The sequence below is a fragment of the Gallibacterium anatis DSM 16844 = F 149 genome (assembly GCF_000379785.1).
Lineage (GTDB): Bacteria > Pseudomonadota > Gammaproteobacteria > Enterobacterales > Pasteurellaceae > Gallibacterium > Gallibacterium anatis.
On the sequence record NZ_KB903689.1, the window covers coordinates 1 to 15,792 of the forward strand.

General features: G+C 40.1%; 21 protein-coding genes. 20 read left to right on the plus strand and 1 reads right to left on the minus strand.

The features are described 5' to 3' along the window. Positions 1-189: helix-turn-helix domain-containing protein (locus tag A3EO_RS13105; protein ID WP_154647141.1), on the minus strand; the 189-nt coding region annotated here is incomplete at its 3' end. A 338-nt stretch (positions 190-527) separates the two neighbouring features. Here A3EO_RS13105 and A3EO_RS0104945 point away from each other — a divergent pair. From A3EO_RS0104945 to A3EO_RS0105040, 20 genes are all read left to right on the plus strand, one after another. Continuing rightward, entirely contained in the window at positions 528-875 is a 348-nt protein-coding gene (locus A3EO_RS0104945) for a phage holin, lambda family (RefSeq protein WP_018346244.1), read from the plus strand. Next, on the plus strand, positions 859-1,335 hold the full coding sequence (locus A3EO_RS0104950) for a lysozyme (protein ID WP_018346245.1): 477 nt from the start codon (positions 859-861) through the stop codon (positions 1,333-1,335). The genes A3EO_RS0104945 and A3EO_RS0104950 overlap by 17 nt, the downstream gene beginning before the upstream one ends. Then, positions 1,322-1,657 (plus strand): DUF2570 family protein, encoded by a 336-nt coding sequence (locus A3EO_RS0104955; RefSeq protein WP_026211003.1) that lies wholly within the window; start codon positions 1,322-1,324, stop codon positions 1,655-1,657. Before A3EO_RS0104950 ends, A3EO_RS0104955 begins: the two co-directional genes overlap by 14 nt. A 4-nt stretch (positions 1,658-1,661) precedes the next feature. Continuing rightward, positions 1,662-1,850: an Rz1-like lysis system protein LysC gene (lysC, locus tag A3EO_RS13965; RefSeq protein ID WP_039083569.1), complete on the plus strand. Its 189-nt coding sequence runs from the start codon at positions 1,662-1,664 to the stop codon at positions 1,848-1,850. Then, positions 1,798-2,067: a hypothetical protein gene (locus tag A3EO_RS0104965; protein ID WP_230586403.1), complete on the plus strand. Its 270-nt coding sequence runs from the start codon at positions 1,798-1,800 to the stop codon at positions 2,065-2,067. The genes lysC and A3EO_RS0104965 overlap by 53 nt, the downstream gene beginning before the upstream one ends. After that, the gene (locus A3EO_RS12675) at positions 2,064-2,681 is read left to right on the plus strand and encodes a ParB/Srx family N-terminal domain-containing protein (RefSeq protein ID WP_018346248.1); all 618 of its coding nucleotides are present in this window, start codon (positions 2,064-2,066) and stop codon (positions 2,679-2,681) included. The genes A3EO_RS0104965 and A3EO_RS12675 overlap by 4 nt, the downstream gene beginning before the upstream one ends. Continuing rightward, positions 2,674-3,378, plus strand: coding sequence for a Mom family adenine methylcarbamoylation protein (locus A3EO_RS0104975; RefSeq protein ID WP_018346249.1), 705 nt, complete (start codon positions 2,674-2,676; stop codon positions 3,376-3,378). The genes A3EO_RS12675 and A3EO_RS0104975 overlap by 8 nt, the downstream gene beginning before the upstream one ends. 361 nt (positions 3,379-3,739) lie before the next feature. Next, positions 3,740-4,126, plus strand: coding sequence for a phBC6A51 family helix-turn-helix protein (locus A3EO_RS12680; protein ID WP_018346250.1), 387 nt, complete (start codon positions 3,740-3,742; stop codon positions 4,124-4,126). Positions 4,127-4,130: 4 nt separating this feature from the next. Then, entirely contained in the window at positions 4,131-5,510 is a 1,380-nt protein-coding gene (gene terL, locus A3EO_RS0104985) for a phage terminase large subunit (RefSeq protein ID WP_018346251.1), read from the plus strand. A 6-nt stretch (positions 5,511-5,516) separates the two neighbouring features. Beyond that, positions 5,517-7,028: a phage portal protein gene (locus A3EO_RS0104990; protein ID WP_026211004.1), complete on the plus strand. Its 1,512-nt coding sequence runs from the start codon at positions 5,517-5,519 to the stop codon at positions 7,026-7,028. Further along, positions 7,012-7,830: a phage head morphogenesis protein gene (locus A3EO_RS0104995; RefSeq protein WP_018346253.1), complete on the plus strand. Its 819-nt coding sequence runs from the start codon at positions 7,012-7,014 to the stop codon at positions 7,828-7,830. Before A3EO_RS0104990 ends, A3EO_RS0104995 begins: the two co-directional genes overlap by 17 nt. A 3-nt stretch (positions 7,831-7,833) precedes the next feature. Next, positions 7,834-10,293: a DUF2213 domain-containing protein gene (locus A3EO_RS13700; RefSeq protein WP_080638277.1), complete on the plus strand. Its 2,460-nt coding sequence runs from the start codon at positions 7,834-7,836 to the stop codon at positions 10,291-10,293. Between the two features lie 11 nt (positions 10,294-10,304). Continuing rightward, complete coding sequence (locus tag A3EO_RS0105005; protein WP_018346255.1) at positions 10,305-10,817, plus strand: structural cement protein Gp24; 513 nt, start codon at positions 10,305-10,307, stop codon at positions 10,815-10,817. A gap of 13 nt (positions 10,818-10,830) precedes the next feature. Beyond that, positions 10,831-11,964, plus strand: coding sequence for a major capsid family protein (locus tag A3EO_RS0105010; protein WP_018346256.1), 1,134 nt, complete (start codon positions 10,831-10,833; stop codon positions 11,962-11,964). 63 nt (positions 11,965-12,027) lie between these two features. Continuing rightward, positions 12,028-12,435 (plus strand): hypothetical protein, encoded by a 408-nt coding sequence (locus A3EO_RS0105015; protein ID WP_018346257.1) that lies wholly within the window; start codon positions 12,028-12,030, stop codon positions 12,433-12,435. Positions 12,436-12,444: 9 nt separating this feature from the next. Continuing rightward, on the plus strand, positions 12,445-12,861 hold the full coding sequence (locus tag A3EO_RS0105020) for a DUF4054 domain-containing protein (RefSeq protein WP_018346258.1): 417 nt from the start codon (positions 12,445-12,447) through the stop codon (positions 12,859-12,861). Then, entirely contained in the window at positions 12,852-13,334 is a 483-nt protein-coding gene (locus A3EO_RS0105025; RefSeq protein WP_018346259.1) for an HK97-gp10 family putative phage morphogenesis protein, read from the plus strand. The genes A3EO_RS0105020 and A3EO_RS0105025 overlap by 10 nt, the downstream gene beginning before the upstream one ends. Next, entirely contained in the window at positions 13,334-13,714 is a 381-nt protein-coding gene (locus A3EO_RS0105030) for a hypothetical protein (protein ID WP_018346260.1), read from the plus strand. The genes A3EO_RS0105025 and A3EO_RS0105030 overlap by 1 nt, the downstream gene beginning before the upstream one ends. Then, on the plus strand, positions 13,699-14,202 hold the full coding sequence (locus A3EO_RS0105035; protein WP_018346261.1) for a phage neck terminator protein: 504 nt from the start codon (positions 13,699-13,701) through the stop codon (positions 14,200-14,202). The genes A3EO_RS0105030 and A3EO_RS0105035 overlap by 16 nt, the downstream gene beginning before the upstream one ends. A gap of 11 nt (positions 14,203-14,213) precedes the next feature. Next, positions 14,214-15,707 carry a DUF3383 domain-containing protein gene (locus A3EO_RS0105040; RefSeq protein WP_018346262.1) on the plus strand — a complete coding sequence of 498 codons (1,494 nt, stop codon included), beginning with the start codon at positions 14,214-14,216 and terminating at the stop codon, positions 15,705-15,707. Positions 15,708-15,792 lie beyond the last annotated feature (85 nt).

Below are 15,792 nucleotides of genomic sequence, written 5' to 3' on the forward strand. Positions count from 1 at the left end.
CCATTGTGGAAGCAAGTTGGCGATTTTGGTGTAACTGAACTTAAAGCTGTTATCTTGCTCGTATTGTTCATTTTGCCAAGCCAACGCCCGATTGAACACAAAACGAGAGCAACCACAGAACTGTTTAATTCTTCGGATTTGGTTGCCGTTTGGCATTATCTCGAACTTAAAGGCTTTGCGGAGTAACATACAAAAATAGGAGTGTAAAAATGGTGCTATTTTATATTGTTATTGATTTTTCGCCAACATCGACAACAACAAACGCCCACTTAGTCAGGCTTGAAACGGCTACGCCGTTTGTGCCTTATATCTCCGCCCTGAAGGGCAAAGTTTTACGGCACTGCTTGATAAAAAGGTGTTGACTTGTCCGGACAAGTAATATATCTTATTAGGCAAGCTAGGATTTTTACACAAAAATTCTCCTAGTTCTCTTTGTTGAGGCTTACTGTAAAAGGTAAGCCTTTTTCATTTTTAACGATTTTATAGCCGGTTGTTACAAGACAGCCGGCTTTTTTATTGGAAAATTTATGCCTTACAAACAGCCTGATGTTTGGGCGGCGATATGGTCGTGGATTAATACAAATATCGGTAATCAATACGTTACCGGCGTTTTGGCGGCAATCACTATGGCGATATTGCGCGCCTGTTTCTTACGCACTAAGAAGCGATTAATTTTCAAAGTAATAGACGCCTTAATTTGCGGTCTTCTCACTTATATCAGTATTCCCCTTCTTGAGCATTTTTGCGGTCATTTGGATTATGCCAACATTTTAGGCGGCGCAGTGGGATTATTAGGCACTGAACAAATTAGGGATTTTTTAATAGATTGGGTAAGCGGTAAAACGAAAGGAAACAACAATGAAGATGAGCGATAAAGGATTAGCCGCATTGCGATTTGATGAAGGCGAGAAACTTACCGCTTATCGTGATGTTGCAGGTATTTTAACGATCGGTGTTGGGCATACCGGGAAAGTAGACGGCGTGCGCATACACGAGGGAATGAAAATCACAGCCGGCAAATCAATGGAGCTATTACGACAAGATTTAGCGGTTAGTGAAAATTGCGTAAATTATTTTCTCAAAGGGAAAATCAATCAACACCAATTTGATGCGTTAGTCAATCTGGTTTTTAACATAGGCGCAGGTAATTTTGAAAAAAGTACCGTGTTGCGAGAATGTTTAAAAGGGAATTTCAAAAAAGCTGGTGAAGCGATCTGCTACTGGAATAAGGTAACCAATCCTAAAACCGGTAAATTGGAAACTTCACAAGGATTAAGTAACCGCCGAAAACGGACAAGATTAATGTTCGATCGAGGTGAATATGTTACCGCTTAAATTTAACTGGCGCTTAATCTTAATCTGCTTGGCCGTAGGTTATTTACTTTATAGCAATTACCTACTTCATCATTATGAGGTTACGACTAAAGCACAAGCGCAAGAAATTGAGTTGATTCAGAAAGAAAAGCAACAGTTAACGGCACAGCTTACTATTGAGCGCAACGCTACCGTAACGCAATTAAACCTTGAACAACAAGCAAGGGAGAAATCAGAAAATGACGTTAAAATCATTTACAAGACGTTATCGAATGACGCTTGTTCTTCTGCTCGTCTACCTGATGACGTTATTAGGCGGTTGCGCAACAAAACCGGTAATTAAGTATATGCCGCCGCCACAAGTTTATTTAATACCTTGTTCGCAAACTGAATTTAGCGGCAGTACTTACGGCGAAGCAATTATTTATTTAAGAAAGGTAATAGATGAGCGTGATATATGCGCAAGTAGGCTTAAAGGTGTGATTGATTGGAGTAAACAATATGGTGTTGTATTGGACGAAAAAGAAATTAATTAAAGATGGCTATACGCACTATGGCAGTTTGTGGGGGATACCTTGTTATATCAAAGATCTGGAAAGTGAAGCGCCTACTATTACGGCGGCATACTGGATACCTGATTGGGTGTTAACCGTTGCAGATAGTATTGTTTTCTTTATGGAAAGTATTATTTATCGTTACGATCCTTATTATGAGCCTTGTTTTAAGATTAGGATTAAAGGTGAGATTAAGTGAAAAGCACTAACCTTGAAATTGAATATCTTGATGTTGGTAGCCTAATTCCTTACGTAAATAACAGCCGCACACATACTGATGAGCAAGTTAAGCAGATTTGTTCAAGCATTAAAGAATTTGGCTTTACCAATCCGCTATTAATCGATGAAGATGGTGGCATTATTGCCGGCCACGGTAGATTGTTGGCGGCAGAAAAATTAGGATTAAAAAGCGTTCCTACCATTACCCTTAAAGGGCTTACTGAAGCGCAAAGGAAAGCGTATGTTATTGCGGATAATCAGTTAGCGTTAAATGCCGGTTGGGATATTGATGTATTACGGCTAGAAGTTGAAACATTGCAAGAAATGAATTTTGACTTACCTTTATTGGGGTTTGAAGACAAGTTTTTAGACGAATTATTAAATATCGATATTGAAATGCCGGATTTAGCGAGCGGTGATAAAAGCGCTTTCCAACAAAAAACATTTTCACTACACGATGAACAAGCTGCGGTGGTTGAAGAGGCGTTAACGAAAGCGAAACATATTCCTAGCATTGATACCGGTTTAAATGATAATTCAAATGGTAACGCTATTACCTATATTTGTGAGCAATGGTTAAAACAAAATGGCTAGCGCAAAAGATATTCTAGTAAAACCTATTAAATCGTCTGCTGCTAATGCACTTGTTAAAAAAGTACATTATAGCGGCAAGGTTGTACAGAACAGTTCATTACACTTTGGCGTTTTTCTAAACGGCAAATTAGAAGGCGTGATGTCATTTGGTTCGCCAATGGACAAAAGGAAAGTATTACCCTTAGTTAAAGATACTAAATGGAATGGAATGCTTGAATTAAACCGTATGGCGTTTAGCGATGTTTTGCCTAGAAACAGTGAAAGCCGGGCATTATCTATAGCGTTTAGATTAATTAAAAAACATTATCCGCACATTGAATGGATATTGTCATTTAGCGATGGCACGCAATGCGGTGATGGCACAATTTATCGGGCAAGCGGCTTTATTCTTACGCAGATCAATCCTAACAAAACCTTGCTAGAGTTTCCGGATGGCACAAGAATTGCCAATATGACGTTAACGGCTAACTGGGATAATTCTAGTGTTGCTAGCTTATGCCAACGATTAGGCGTCCCTGTTAAAGCTAGGAGTATAGGGGAATGGAGAGCTTTAGGGGGTAAGCCGTTGAAAGGCTTTCAATTACGATACATTTATTTTTTAAATCCAAAAGCTAAAGATAGATTGACTTGCGATATTCTCCCTTTTTCTGAAATTGAACGGATGGGCGCAGGTATGTATAAAGGGGTTAAAAAATAAAATTCAAGCGTGCGAAGTAGGCGACTATCTTGACCAAAGATAAGGCGGCGGTGCGATACCGACCCGCACGCTCCAATTTTTGAGTGGGTTTTATCAAACAGTGCCGTAAAACTCTGCCCTTCAGGGCGGAGATATAATGCATAGACCGTACAGCAGTCATATGTTAGACTGAAAAAGTGTATTAACAGGGATATGCTCAGGCTTTCTCAATGACGATACACTGTTCAGGCGAGGACATCGCCGTAGAGCTTGTGAAGTGAACCTCGTTAGAGGTCAGCAGCAAGAACCCACCGAGAGTAGCCCACGCAAGGCGTTGGAGCTGGTAGGAATCACCGTCCTTTAGGGCGGAGAGGATGTCAAAGTGTTAAATAAAAAAGCGACAAAACCTAAAATTGAAATCGATTTAGCTAAAGTTGAGGCTTTAGCCGCTAATGGCTTATCACAGCAACAGATTGCGGATAGCCTAGGCATTAGCGAACGCACATTACGCAATAGAAAAAAAGAAAGCGCTAGTTTTGCGGAAGCAATCCGCAGAGGGAAAAATAAAGGTATTGCTTACGTAACCAATGCTTTATTCAATAAGATTAAAAAAGGCAATGTTACGGCAATGATTTTTTACTTAAAAACACAAGCCGGATGGAAAGAAACACAGGTGAATCAAGTTACCGGCACGGTAGTAAATCAAAACGTTGAGATAACGGAAGACCGCTTTAAAGAGATTGCGGAGGAATTGCTAAAAGAGGTTTAAAAAAATGCGTGAGTTTAATAGCGAAGAGAATACCGTTGCTATTGAGCTTGCTAGAAAAGATTTATATTTTTTTACCCGTTGGATGTTTTTGCAGCGCACCGGCAGTCATTGGGTTAAAGCTAAACATCATCAACTAATCTGTAATGCGTTAACTAAAGTCTTTAACGGTGAGATTAAACGCTTAATTATCAACATACCGCCTCGTTACAGTAAGACTGAAATCGCCGTAGTGAATTTCGTGGCGTGGGCAATGGGGCAAGTTCCAGATGCTGAATTTATCCATTGTTCCTACTCTTCAGGCTTAGCTGTTAAAAACAGTTCCAATATCAGAACATTGATACAACACGAGGCTTATCAATCAATATTCCCTAACGTTACATTAGCTAGCGAGGCTAAAGCGCATTGGGAAACCACGAAAAGCGGTGTTTTTTATGCTACCGGTGCCGGCGGTACGATAACGGGATTTGGTGCAGGTAAAAATCGAAAAAGTTTTGGCGGTGCGATTATTATCGATGACCCTCACAAGGCAGATGAAGCGCGTTCTGATGTGATGCGGCAAAATGTGATCGATTGGTTTCAAAATACCGTTGAAAGCCGCACTAACGGCCCTGAAACGCCTATTATTGTGATAATGCAACGTTTACACGAGGATGACCTCTCCGGTTGGCTGCTAGATGGCGGTAACGGTGAGCAATGGGAGCATTTATGCTTACCGGCAATACAGGATGATGGTACAGCCTTATGGGAAGCTAAACACACAATTGAAAAATTGCGTGAAATGGAGCAAGCCTCGCCGTATGTATTTGCCGGTCAATATCAACAAAGACCGGCACCGCTTGATGGCGGTATCTTTAAACCAGGTCAAATTGAGATTATTGATGCTTTACCGGCGCAAATGAAAATTAAATGGTGTAGAGGTTGGGATTTAGGCGCAACAATAGGCGGCGACCCTACCGCCGGGGCAAAATTAGGCAGATGCGAAGACGGCACGTGGATTATAGCGGATATGGCGCACGGTGATTTACCGGTAGATAAGCGTGATGCATTAATTAAAAATACCGCTACATTGGACGGTAAATTAGTAAAAATCAGTATACCGCAAGATCCGGGGCAAGCCGGTAAAACGCAAGTAGTGAGTTTCTTAAAATTACTGGCAGGATATAGGGTTAGCACAAGCCCTGAAAATGGGGATAAAGTGACGCGCGCCGAGCCGTTTGCCTCACAAGTAAATGTAGGCAACGTAAAAATGTTACGGGGCGAATGGAATAACGGCTTAATTAATGAGATGCGGATGTTCCCTAATGGGAAACACGATGACCGGATAGATGCACTTTCAAGGGCATTCAGTGAGTTAATCCGGGGTTCAACATCATATTTTGGATAAATGGTTATGTTTTGGTTTAAAAAGAAAAAAGCACAACAGATTAATAACGTTGATGAAATTAAAAATGAAAACTACTTCATTGACGGGCGAATGGTCAAACAGCCTAATAAAATGTTCTTTTTAGACCAATTACAGGCTATTACCAACAAGAACAACAATATCATTAGCGAAGGTGATTTTGCGCAAGATAGCGATTTTAGCGCAATTAAATTAAACGTTAATCAACCTAATGCTATCAGTACTGAATTAGCTAATTGGTATGCGTCCAATAGCTTTATAGGCTATCAGATGTGCGCTATTTTAACGCAGAACTGGCTAATCAATAAGGCGTGTTCAATTCCGGCACGTGATGCCACTAGAAACGGTTATGATATTGTAAGCACTAACGGCGAAGAGTTGCCTACTGAAACCGTTAAATTATTACAGCGATACGATAGAAAATACCGGGCGTTATTTAATGCTGAACAATTTGTCAGAATGGGCAGAATTTTTGGTATCCGTATCGCATTATTTGATATTGAAACCGACGATCCGGATTTTTACGAAAAACCTTTTAATATTGATGGCGTAGAAAAAGGCAGTTATAAAGGAATTATTCAGGTCGATCCTTATTGGTGTACGCCGCAGATTGTATCTAATGAATTATCAAATCCTGCTAGCCGTTACTTCTATGAGCCTACCTACTGGCTGATCGGAGGTAAACGCTATCACAGATCGCATTTATTTATCTTCAGAAATAGCGAAGTGCCGGATATTTTAAAGCCGGTTTACTACTATGGCGGTTTACCTATACCGCAAATCATTATGAGCCGCGTATATACGGCCGAACGTTCAACAGATGAATCTTTAGGTTTGTTGCTATCTAAAAAAACAACCATATGGAAAACCAATATGGATATGTTTATGGCAGATGCTGAAACAAACGCACAGCGGTTACAAAACTGGATTGATACCCGTGATAATTACGGGATTAAAGTTGGGGATATTGAAGGTGATGAATTTCAACAATTTGACACTACTCTATCCGATCTTGATGAAATTATTATGACGAATTACCAGATTGTGGCGGCAGCGGCGAATGTACCTGCTACTAAATTATTAGGTACTTCTCCAAAAGGATTTTCTAGCGGTGAAGAAGAAACGAAGAACTATCACGAAGAACTAGAAAGCATTCAAGAACACGATTTAACGGAATTTATTGAGCGACATCATCAATTAGTGATTAAATCTTTTGCAGATGAGGAAATCGAAACCTCTATATCTTGGCGTCCGGTTGACAGCCCTACTGCTAAAGAGTTAGCAGAGCGCAATAAAATGAAAGCGGAAACCGCTAGCACGTTAGTAATGTGCGGTGCAATAGATGGCGAGGATGTCAGATCGGTTATTTCTAAAGATCCTGATTCCGGTTTCCACGATTTAGGCGAAAAGAAAAACAGCTTAGCGGATGATTTAGGCTTTAACGATGAGGAAGCACAGGCATTGAATGAGCTAGGTATCAATTATGAGGAAAGCGAATGAGTTACGGGGAAAACCGTTAAAAGTAGCCGTTTCAATAGGCAACGATTATAGCAAAACGATTAAGCTAGCAATGCGTGCCTTACATAAAGAAACGATGAAAAATGTAGCTGCTTGTTTTGAAGCTTATTCAATGGATGCTAAATATCCTAAATACGGTAGTTTACCTACACAATTAGCATTAGTGATTGGTAGATTATTGAAAAAATACCTCCCTATTTTTACGCATTTAGCAAAGCGCGAAACTAACAAGATGATTAAGCGCGTTGATAAAAATGCGGATGCTACATTAAAGATGAGTTTAAAGGCAATTAGTCAAGATTTGGCAATTAAAACTAATTACACCTCGCCTAAAATGAAAGACATCACTAAAGCTAGTGTTTCAGAAGCTGTAGATTTAATAAAAACCATTCCTAGCACTTACCTATCGCAAGTTAAGAAAGTTTCGTTACATTCCATTTCAAACAGCGGTAAAGGCTTTGCTGAACTGAAACCGTTTTTAGAAAAAATGTACAAAGGCAATGAGCGCAAAGCTGAATTAGTTGCGTTAGATCAAACGCGCAAATATTACCAGAACATACAAGCTGAAAAAATGCGGCGGTTAGGGATTAAAAAATTTGAATGGGTACACTCACACGGCGGTGATGTACCCAGACAAGAACATTTAGCGTTAGATGGAAAGGTTTTTGAATTGGATAATCCGCCTAAAATAGGGGTAATGTACGGACAAGATGTTTACGGCTACCCCGGTCAATTACCTAATTGCCGTTGCACAATGATACCGGTGGTGGATTTTGGAGAATAACAAATGACTAAATCAAGTAAAAGACTTAGATTATTGTATCTATCTGTAATGAGCCGTAGTTATGCTATGGATGATAAATGGATCACAGTTAAACCGAATGGCGAAGAGAATAAAGGTTCTCACGTAAAAATTTCAGATGATGGCAAAATCTTAGCCGGAATGGGTGGAAAATTTAACGGTGATAAAATTTCTGAAATCCGCAAATCATTTAACGGACCGAAAACGCCTAGAGGTTTAAAAAAACCTGAAACGACAGAATCTGTAGGAAAACAAGAAAATAACAGGACATCACTTTCTGAAAGAGAACAGTTACTTGAGCAAGTAAAGAATGTTTTGCCTAAAAATATGAGTTTTGAACAGGTTAAAAATTTGCCTGATAACGTTTTAAAATTTAGAATTAGGACTTACACAAGGCAAAAAGAAGAAGCCACCGCACATAAAATGGCTGTACAGCAAAACGCTGTACAAGCAACAAGCACAAATCAGACTGAAGTAGAAAAAACGCAAGAAACCAAACAACCTACAAGTAAGCGTTTAGATATGCTACTTAACTCACTAAATAAAAAACGTGAGGATGCTGAAGCTTATAGCGAGAGAATGCGGCAAGAAGCCAAAAATCGTATGGGACAACCTATCCACGCTAGTGAGCGCGGTATCCGCAACCGGTGGGAGCGAGAATATAATACGCTTTCTAATAAATTAGATAGTATTAAAAAGACGGAAAGAGCTATTGAAAGAGAAAAAGATTTAATTGAACGCGTAAACTCAACTAATCTACCCGATCAGATTAATCAAGCTATTCAATCCGGTGAATTATCTCAATGGCGTAAATACCCTAACCGCTTTTTTGTTAAAGGTGTTGAAAAGGGACGCATTATTTGGGATGAGAAAAAAGGTCAATTATTGGCTAGTCATTATCACGAAGTACCGGATGAACAAAAGCCTATTTTCAAAGAAGCCTTTAATAAACTTAAAGCAAGTTTAGCCGATCACGAAAAAGCATTAGCCGAGAAAAAGAAAAATATAGGACAAAGCACATACCTTAATTTTGGGGACGATATTGGAGAGATTGCTGATGCCAAAAGAAAAGGAATGAAATATAGCCGTGCTAAAGGTTTATATTATTTTCCTAAAGGCGTTGAAATGCCTGAAGAATATCGAAAATACGCGATCAACAATAAACAAGATAAACCTACACAAGAGCAAACTTCACAAACCGCAGCACAGGACGAAAAAGAAACCGACGCTAATGGTTGGTTTGAAGTGAGAAACAACCCTCTTTCAAAAGAGGGTGTTTTTTTATATAGCGGTTCTCAAATTACATTACCTGATGGCTCTAGTCCGCCAGACCCTAATAAGATGTATCGTGTTTATAGACCGGCAGAGGAATTAGAGAAAGCGGTAGATACGTTTAAATTAATTCCTTGGGTAGATAACCACGCAATGTTAGGTAGCGAGGAAATAGGCTACACGCCGGCTGAACGTAAAGGCGTTAGCGGTGTTATAGGTGAGGATGTTTATGTAAAAGATGGAACGCTATACGGCAATATCAAAGTATTTTCTGAACGGTTTGCAAAGCAGATCGAGAAAGGGAAGAAAGAATTGTCATTAGGTTATCGTTGTCGTTATGAGTACAAGCCGGGCAAATGGAACGGTGAGGCTTATGATTATATACAACGAAATTTAAGAGGTAACCATTTAGCCCTTGTTGATAACGGGCGAATGGGTAGTGATGTCCGTGTAATGGATAGCGCTGATGAGCTGGAAAATACAGGGCATTTTACATTTACTTGTGATTCAACAATGGAGCATTTAATGAACGAAGAAGAATTGACCGAACAAGTCAAAAAACTAGTTTTAGCAGTAGCCGAATTAAAGAAAGCTAGAGAGGGCGCACCTGATGAAGCATTACCGCCTGATACTGAAGATGAGGAAGAAGATGGCGCACCTGATGATTTTCCATTAGGTGAAGATTTAGATGAAGAGGCTGAAAAAGTTGAAGATGAGGGAGATGATGGTAAAACCGATCAAGAGAAGATGTTAGATATTATTGAAAATCTCGCAAACCGTGTATCTAAACTTGAACAATCCTCAAGTACTGATGAGGATGAAGAAGGTGAAGAAAATACCACTGAAGATGAAGATGAAAAAGAGGATGTGAAAGCAATGGATGAAGCCGCTATTGTGCGCAAAGTAACTAAAAACATTACTGAACGCAATGCACTATATAAACGCGTTACCCCTCACGTAGGAGCATTTAACGTTAGTGCAATGGATAGTAAAGCAGATGTTGCCGCCTACACTTGTAAGAAATTAGGTGTAAAAGTGGCTAAAGGTAATGAAATTGCGTTTGTTGAAGGATATTTAGCGGCTAATAAAGCGCCTAAAAATCAAAAAGCGGTTTCTGTAGCACAAGACGGCTTTTCAAATCCTAATAAATTGTTTTTCAAAGACCAGCTATAAAAGGTGACAAAATGGCATTTCAAACAAAAGTAAATATTGAGCAAGGCTTTGGGGTAAGCGGAGATATTCATTTAGACTCCCCTACCCGCACCGAGTCATTAATTATTGATTCAAAAGGGGCAGCGCCTAACATTGTAGGTTATGCGTTCACTAAAGATGCTAAGACTAACATTGCTAAGGTTGGCGGCGAAATTGCGGCAGGTCGTGTGTTTGCCGGTATTTTAGTTAATTCAAAAGAATATCCGTTATATGGTACTGCCAAAGGTGCATTAGAGCCGTCTTTAGCGATTGCGGATGGTATTCACGGCGATATGTTAACTATGGGCGATATTGTTGTTCAGGTAAGCACTAAATGCGATATTGGTGATTTAGTGGTTTATGACAACACTACCGGCGCATTATCTACCGTTGCGGCAGGCACTGCTGAAGCTGGATCGGGTAAAACCTTTGTACCTAATGCCGTTGTTTACCGTTATCCGGTAACCGCAAATGGTGGTTTAACTGTTATCCGTTTAACTAACTAAGGAATGAAACATAATGCAACAATTATCACAGAAAAAACAAGCTATTAGCGGACGCACTTTTGCCGATCGTTTATCAAAAAATAAACCGGTCATTGCAATGGACTCCGCAGATGTAGAACGTTATAAAGATTTGGAACATTTAGGGATCGGCTTTACTGATAAATACTTGCGTGATGCGCCGGATGTTTACAGTATGGATGATGTTCAAGGCGGTGTTTATACGCCTAGCGGTGGTGCGCCTATTCAGTTTTTACAGACCTTTTTGCCGGGTTTCGTGCGTGCAGCATTAGCCCCTCGCAAAATTGATGAGATTGTAGGTATTCAAACAATCGGGGAATGGCACGATGAAGAAGTTGTCCAACCTGTACTTGAAACTTTAGGGGATGCCGTACCGTATGCCGATCTTTCTCCTGTTCCATTATCTAGCTGGAACGCAGCATTTGAGCGCCGTACTGTAGTGCGTTTTGAAAAAGGGATTAAAGTAGGCACATTGGAAAGCGCACGTGCTAGCGCAATGCGTTTAGATAGCGCAAGCGCAAAACGTACCGCTGCGGCTAATGCGTTGCATATTCAACGTAACTTAATCGGTTTTAGAGGTTATAACGATGGTAATAGCCGTACTTTTGGTTTACTCAACGATCCGTCGTTATTACCTTATGAAACGGTAGCGGATGGCGCAGCCGGTTCTCCTAAATGGAGCAAAAAAACCTTTTTAGAAATTACAGCGGATTTACGTAATGCGTTCACACAGCTTGAAATCCAATCTAACGGCGTAGTAGATGCACGCAATACCCCTACTGTATTAGCATTGCCTACCGGCGCAAGTAACTTCTTATCAGTAGTTTCTGAAATGGGTATTAGCGTTGAGCAATGGTTAACTGAAACTTATCCGAAAAACCGTCGTGTTACCGCACCGCAATTCCAAAAAGCTAACGGCGGTGCTGATGTGTTCTACCTCTTTGCGGAGGAAGTTTACGGTGATGATTCTGATGATGATAACCGCGTATTTATTCAAGTTGTACCGGCGACCTTTATGGCGTTGGGTATTGAAAATAAATCGAAAGGTATCGTTGAGGATTATACCAACGCAACAGCAGGGGTAATGTGTAAACGACCTTATGCGGTTTACCGAGGCACCGGTATTTAATTTAAAACTGTAACAACAAGCCGCCTTAGTGCGGCTTTTTTATTTTCTTGAGGAGATTAATTTATGGCTTACGTTTATTCAACACTTACCGCAGACAATACTTATGTGATTTATGCCAAAGGTGGCGCAGATTTAAAAGTGAGACAACACGCTATCACAATTAAAGGTGGCACAGGTTTGGCGGACAAACGCTTTATTACACCGCTAGGCGTTGCTACACAAGTTAGTGATGAGGATTTAAAGCTGTTAGAGGCTAATGAGGTCTTTAAATTACATAAAGACAACGGCTTTATCGTTGTACAGGAAAGCAATAAACAGGAAGACCCTGAAAAAGTAGCTAGTGATATGGCAACACGTGATGAAAGTTCTCCGGTTGCCCCTAGCGATTTTGAAGTAGATGACGATCCTGATAGCACCGTTATTAAAGTTACTACTAATACCCGTAATACCAATAAACGCAATAAACGCTAGGAGTTAAAAATGGAAATTGCAACATTTAAAAAGATGTTTTCAGTATTTGAGCAATCGGATGATGAAACAATTTCACTATGGGCAGATGTTGCAAATACCTTTTTAAAAGAAAGTTGGGCGTTAAGCGGAAAAACCTTTGAACACGCGCACTTGCTTTTAACGGCGCATTTATTGCACTTGGCTACTAAAGCTAATAGCGGAAGTGAAAACGGCACTACCGGCGTTGTAGCAAGTGCAAGTCAAGGCAGTGTAAGCGTTTCATTTAGCACGCCTCAAACTTCTAACGGTTGGCAGTATTGGCTATCTACTAGTCCTTACGGTTTGCAATTATGGGCATTACTTAAACAGTTATCCGCCGGCGGTTTCTATATAGGCGGATTGCCTGAACGTAAGGCAGTTAAAAAGGTAGGCGGCGTATGGCTTTAGATAAGTTTAAGCAAGCGTTGCAAGCAAGGTTAAAGCAAGCGCAATCTATCAAAAATAAAGTAGTGAAAGTAGGTGTAGTTGAACATCAACACTATGATGATGATACCCCTGTAGCTTTAGTTGCGGCAGCACAGGAATATGGTACAGAACATATTCCTGAACGACCATTTTTCAGACCTACCATTGCGGAAAATAAAAGTGATTGGCAGAACACTATCATTAGAGCGATTGTTAATGGTGGTAATGGCGAACAAATCCTTGAAACAGTGGGGATGATCGCAGCAGGGCAAGTACAAAAGACAATTGCAAGCATTGATACTCCTCGCCTTGCCACATCAACCTTGATCGCACGTAACCGTAAACGGCACAAAAACGGTAGGAAGCCAAAAGCTATATCAATTAAGCCGTTAATAGATAGCGGATTAATGATGGCGTCTATCACGTATAAAGTAGCAGATAAAGGGGATGAGTAATGGATTTGCATACGATAGCCAATAATGCGATCACAGTAGTTAATCCTAATATTCCAGCCGTATTAAAACTTAATGAGGGTTATACGGTAGATGATACCGGCGCAAGGATAGCTAAATTCTCACAAGTTAATGTTGAGATACAGGCGCAAAGTTTAAGCACTGCGGATTTATCGTTATTTGATACATTGGCGCAACAAGGGCAAATGCTAAATGTTTATATTTATGGGCAAATACACGCTTTACGGCGCATATCGCAACAGGGGGCGGACACGTTAACGTTTAAAGCATTTGGCGAGGATAAGCCGTCTGAATGGCTAATTAAACAGGTGGCGGAATCATTCCCTACTTGGTGCAAGGTGGTAGTATGGCGGCAGAATTAGAGGTAACGCACAACGATATTTATAGGGATGTGCGAGCATTATTATTAGATCTTTTTCAATTACCCAGTGAAAATGTAATTAGAGGGTATAGTAATAATGTTCCTCTCCCTAACGGCGATTTTATCTTGATGAATATCATTAATGAAACCGATCTCTCTACTAACGGATGGTTTTATTTAAAAGAGGCTAATAAGGTCGAGGCATTACAAAGCGTTGAAGTCTTGTTACAAATTGATTTTTACGGCAAAGAATCGGCTAAAAACGCACGTATTTTTTCTAACTTATGGCGTGATTTTTACAGTTCTGAACGGTTAAAAGTATGCCAACCGTTATATTGTAATAATCCTAAATACTTACCTTTCACGAATGAGCAAAACCAATATGAAGAGCGGTATATGGTTGAGGCTTATCTAACGTACATTCCAGTAGCAACCTATAATCAAGATTATGTTGATAACGTAGGTGAAATTAATCTCAATAAACTATAAAAGGAGCAAATATGTTCAAATCTATTCCGGCGTCTCAAATCGTTAGTGTAAATCCGGCGATTTTAAGCGCAGGTGGTAACGCATTATCACTTAATGGGGTTTTTATCTCAAAGAATAAAAACTTACCAACGGCGCAAGCGGTTGAATTTCCTAATGCTAGTGCGGTGGGTGATTATTTTGGCTTAGATTCAGATGAGTACAAAGCCGCACAAATCTATTTTATGGGGTTTGATAATTCCTCAATTAAGCCTAGCAATATGATTTTTATGGCTTACAACGAAGCCGCAGAAGGTGCTTTTTTACTGGGGGCGTCATTGAAAGGAATGAAACTCACAGCATTAAAGAAAATTAGCGGCAATTTAACTATTAGTATTGATGGTACAACCGCCAATGAAACTAATATTGATTTAAGCGGTGTAACCAGTTTTTCAGATGCGGCTACCAGTATCGGTAATGCGGTATCTACCAGTATCAGTGATGCGGTCGTTGAATTTGATACCCAATTACAGGCTTTCAAAATTAGTGGCGGTAAAACAGGAGCAACATCAGAAATTAGCTTTGCTACTGGCGATGTGGCAGATGCATTAGGATTAAGCGAAAAAGCCGGCGCAATTATCAGTTTAGGTAGTGATGCAAGTACACCTACAAGTGTAATGGAAGCTGTAACCAAATCAACATTAAACTGGGGCACATTTACGACTATTTTTGAGCCGTCTTTAGAAGATAAATTAGCTTTCGCACAATGGTCTAACGCACAAAATAACCGCTTTATGTATGTACCTTGGGGGTTTGAAGCAGCGGCAACACAAAACGGAAATATCTCCTGTTTTGGTGCGCAACTGAAAGAAGCTAAATATAGCGGCGTATGTTGTCCTATTTATGGGGGATTGGATAAAGCGGCGTTTATTTGCGGCACTACTGCGGCAATCAACTTTTCTGAACGTAGAGGGCGTATTACCTTTGCTTTTAAAGGGCAATCAGGATTAAAAGCAGATGTTACAGATGCAACGATTGCTAAAAACCTAGAGGGTAACGGTTATAATTACTATGGTGCTTGGGCAACAGCAAACGATCGCTTTTTATTCCTCTACCCGGGCAAGATGTCGGGCGATTGGGATTATATGGATACGTATGTAAACCAGATCTATTTAAACAGCCAATTACAATTAGCGTTAATTAATATGTTACTGATCAATAAAGCCGTTCCATACAATGCGGAAGGTATCGCAATGCACCGGGCAGCGTGTAGCGATCCAATCAATGAAGCATTGAATTTTGGATCGATTCAAATTGGCGTAACGTTATCAGAACAGCAGAAAAATGCGATTAATAACGCTACCGGCATTGATGCAGCCGCATTGGTAACCGCACAGGGTTACGCTTTATATATCGGTGAAGCTACCGCACAGGCTAGAGCTATGCGCTCTACTTATCCTATGAAGTTATATTACGCAGACGGCGGAAGCGTTCACTCCATCAACTTATCTAGCGTTGCAGTTCAATAACGCAAATCAAACAAACCTATCAACAAATCTATAAGCGGCATTTGGTAAATCACTAAATGCCGTTTTTTCCATATTCTAAAAGGTG

Excerpts from the sequence above, each read along its gene's own strand:
- A3EO_RS0104945 (WP_018346244.1), top strand. The coding sequence starts at position 528 with ATGCCTTACAAACAGCCTGATGTTTGGGCGGCGATATGGTCGTGGATT.
- A3EO_RS0104950 (WP_018346245.1), top strand. The coding sequence starts at position 859 with ATGAAGATGAGCGATAAAGGATTAGCCGCATTGCGATTTGATGAAGGC.
- A3EO_RS0104955 (WP_026211003.1), top strand. The coding sequence starts at position 1,322 with ATGTTACCGCTTAAATTTAACTGGCGCTTAATCTTAATCTGCTTGGCC.
- lysC (WP_039083569.1), top strand. The coding sequence starts at position 1,662 with ATGCCGCCGCCACAAGTTTATTTAATACCTTGTTCGCAAACTGAATTT.
- A3EO_RS0104975 (WP_018346249.1), top strand. The coding sequence starts at position 2,674 with ATGGCTAGCGCAAAAGATATTCTAGTAAAACCTATTAAATCGTCTGCT.
- terL (WP_018346251.1), top strand. The coding sequence starts at position 4,131 with ATGCGTGAGTTTAATAGCGAAGAGAATACCGTTGCTATTGAGCTTGCT.
- A3EO_RS0104990 (WP_026211004.1), top strand. The coding sequence starts at position 5,517 with ATGTTTTGGTTTAAAAAGAAAAAAGCACAACAGATTAATAACGTTGAT.
- A3EO_RS0104995 (WP_018346253.1), top strand. The coding sequence starts at position 7,012 with ATGAGGAAAGCGAATGAGTTACGGGGAAAACCGTTAAAAGTAGCCGTT.
- A3EO_RS13700 (WP_080638277.1), top strand. The coding sequence starts at position 7,834 with ATGACTAAATCAAGTAAAAGACTTAGATTATTGTATCTATCTGTAATG.
- A3EO_RS0105005 (WP_018346255.1), top strand. The coding sequence starts at position 10,305 with ATGGCATTTCAAACAAAAGTAAATATTGAGCAAGGCTTTGGGGTAAGC.
- A3EO_RS0105010 (WP_018346256.1), top strand. The coding sequence starts at position 10,831 with ATGCAACAATTATCACAGAAAAAACAAGCTATTAGCGGACGCACTTTT.
- A3EO_RS0105015 (WP_018346257.1), top strand. The coding sequence starts at position 12,028 with ATGGCTTACGTTTATTCAACACTTACCGCAGACAATACTTATGTGATT.
- A3EO_RS0105020 (WP_018346258.1), top strand. The coding sequence starts at position 12,445 with ATGGAAATTGCAACATTTAAAAAGATGTTTTCAGTATTTGAGCAATCG.
- A3EO_RS0105025 (WP_018346259.1), top strand. The coding sequence starts at position 12,852 with ATGGCTTTAGATAAGTTTAAGCAAGCGTTGCAAGCAAGGTTAAAGCAA.
- A3EO_RS0105030 (WP_018346260.1), top strand. The coding sequence starts at position 13,334 with ATGGATTTGCATACGATAGCCAATAATGCGATCACAGTAGTTAATCCT.
- A3EO_RS0105035 (WP_018346261.1), top strand. The coding sequence starts at position 13,699 with ATGGCGGCAGAATTAGAGGTAACGCACAACGATATTTATAGGGATGTG.
- A3EO_RS0105040 (WP_018346262.1), top strand. The coding sequence starts at position 14,214 with ATGTTCAAATCTATTCCGGCGTCTCAAATCGTTAGTGTAAATCCGGCG.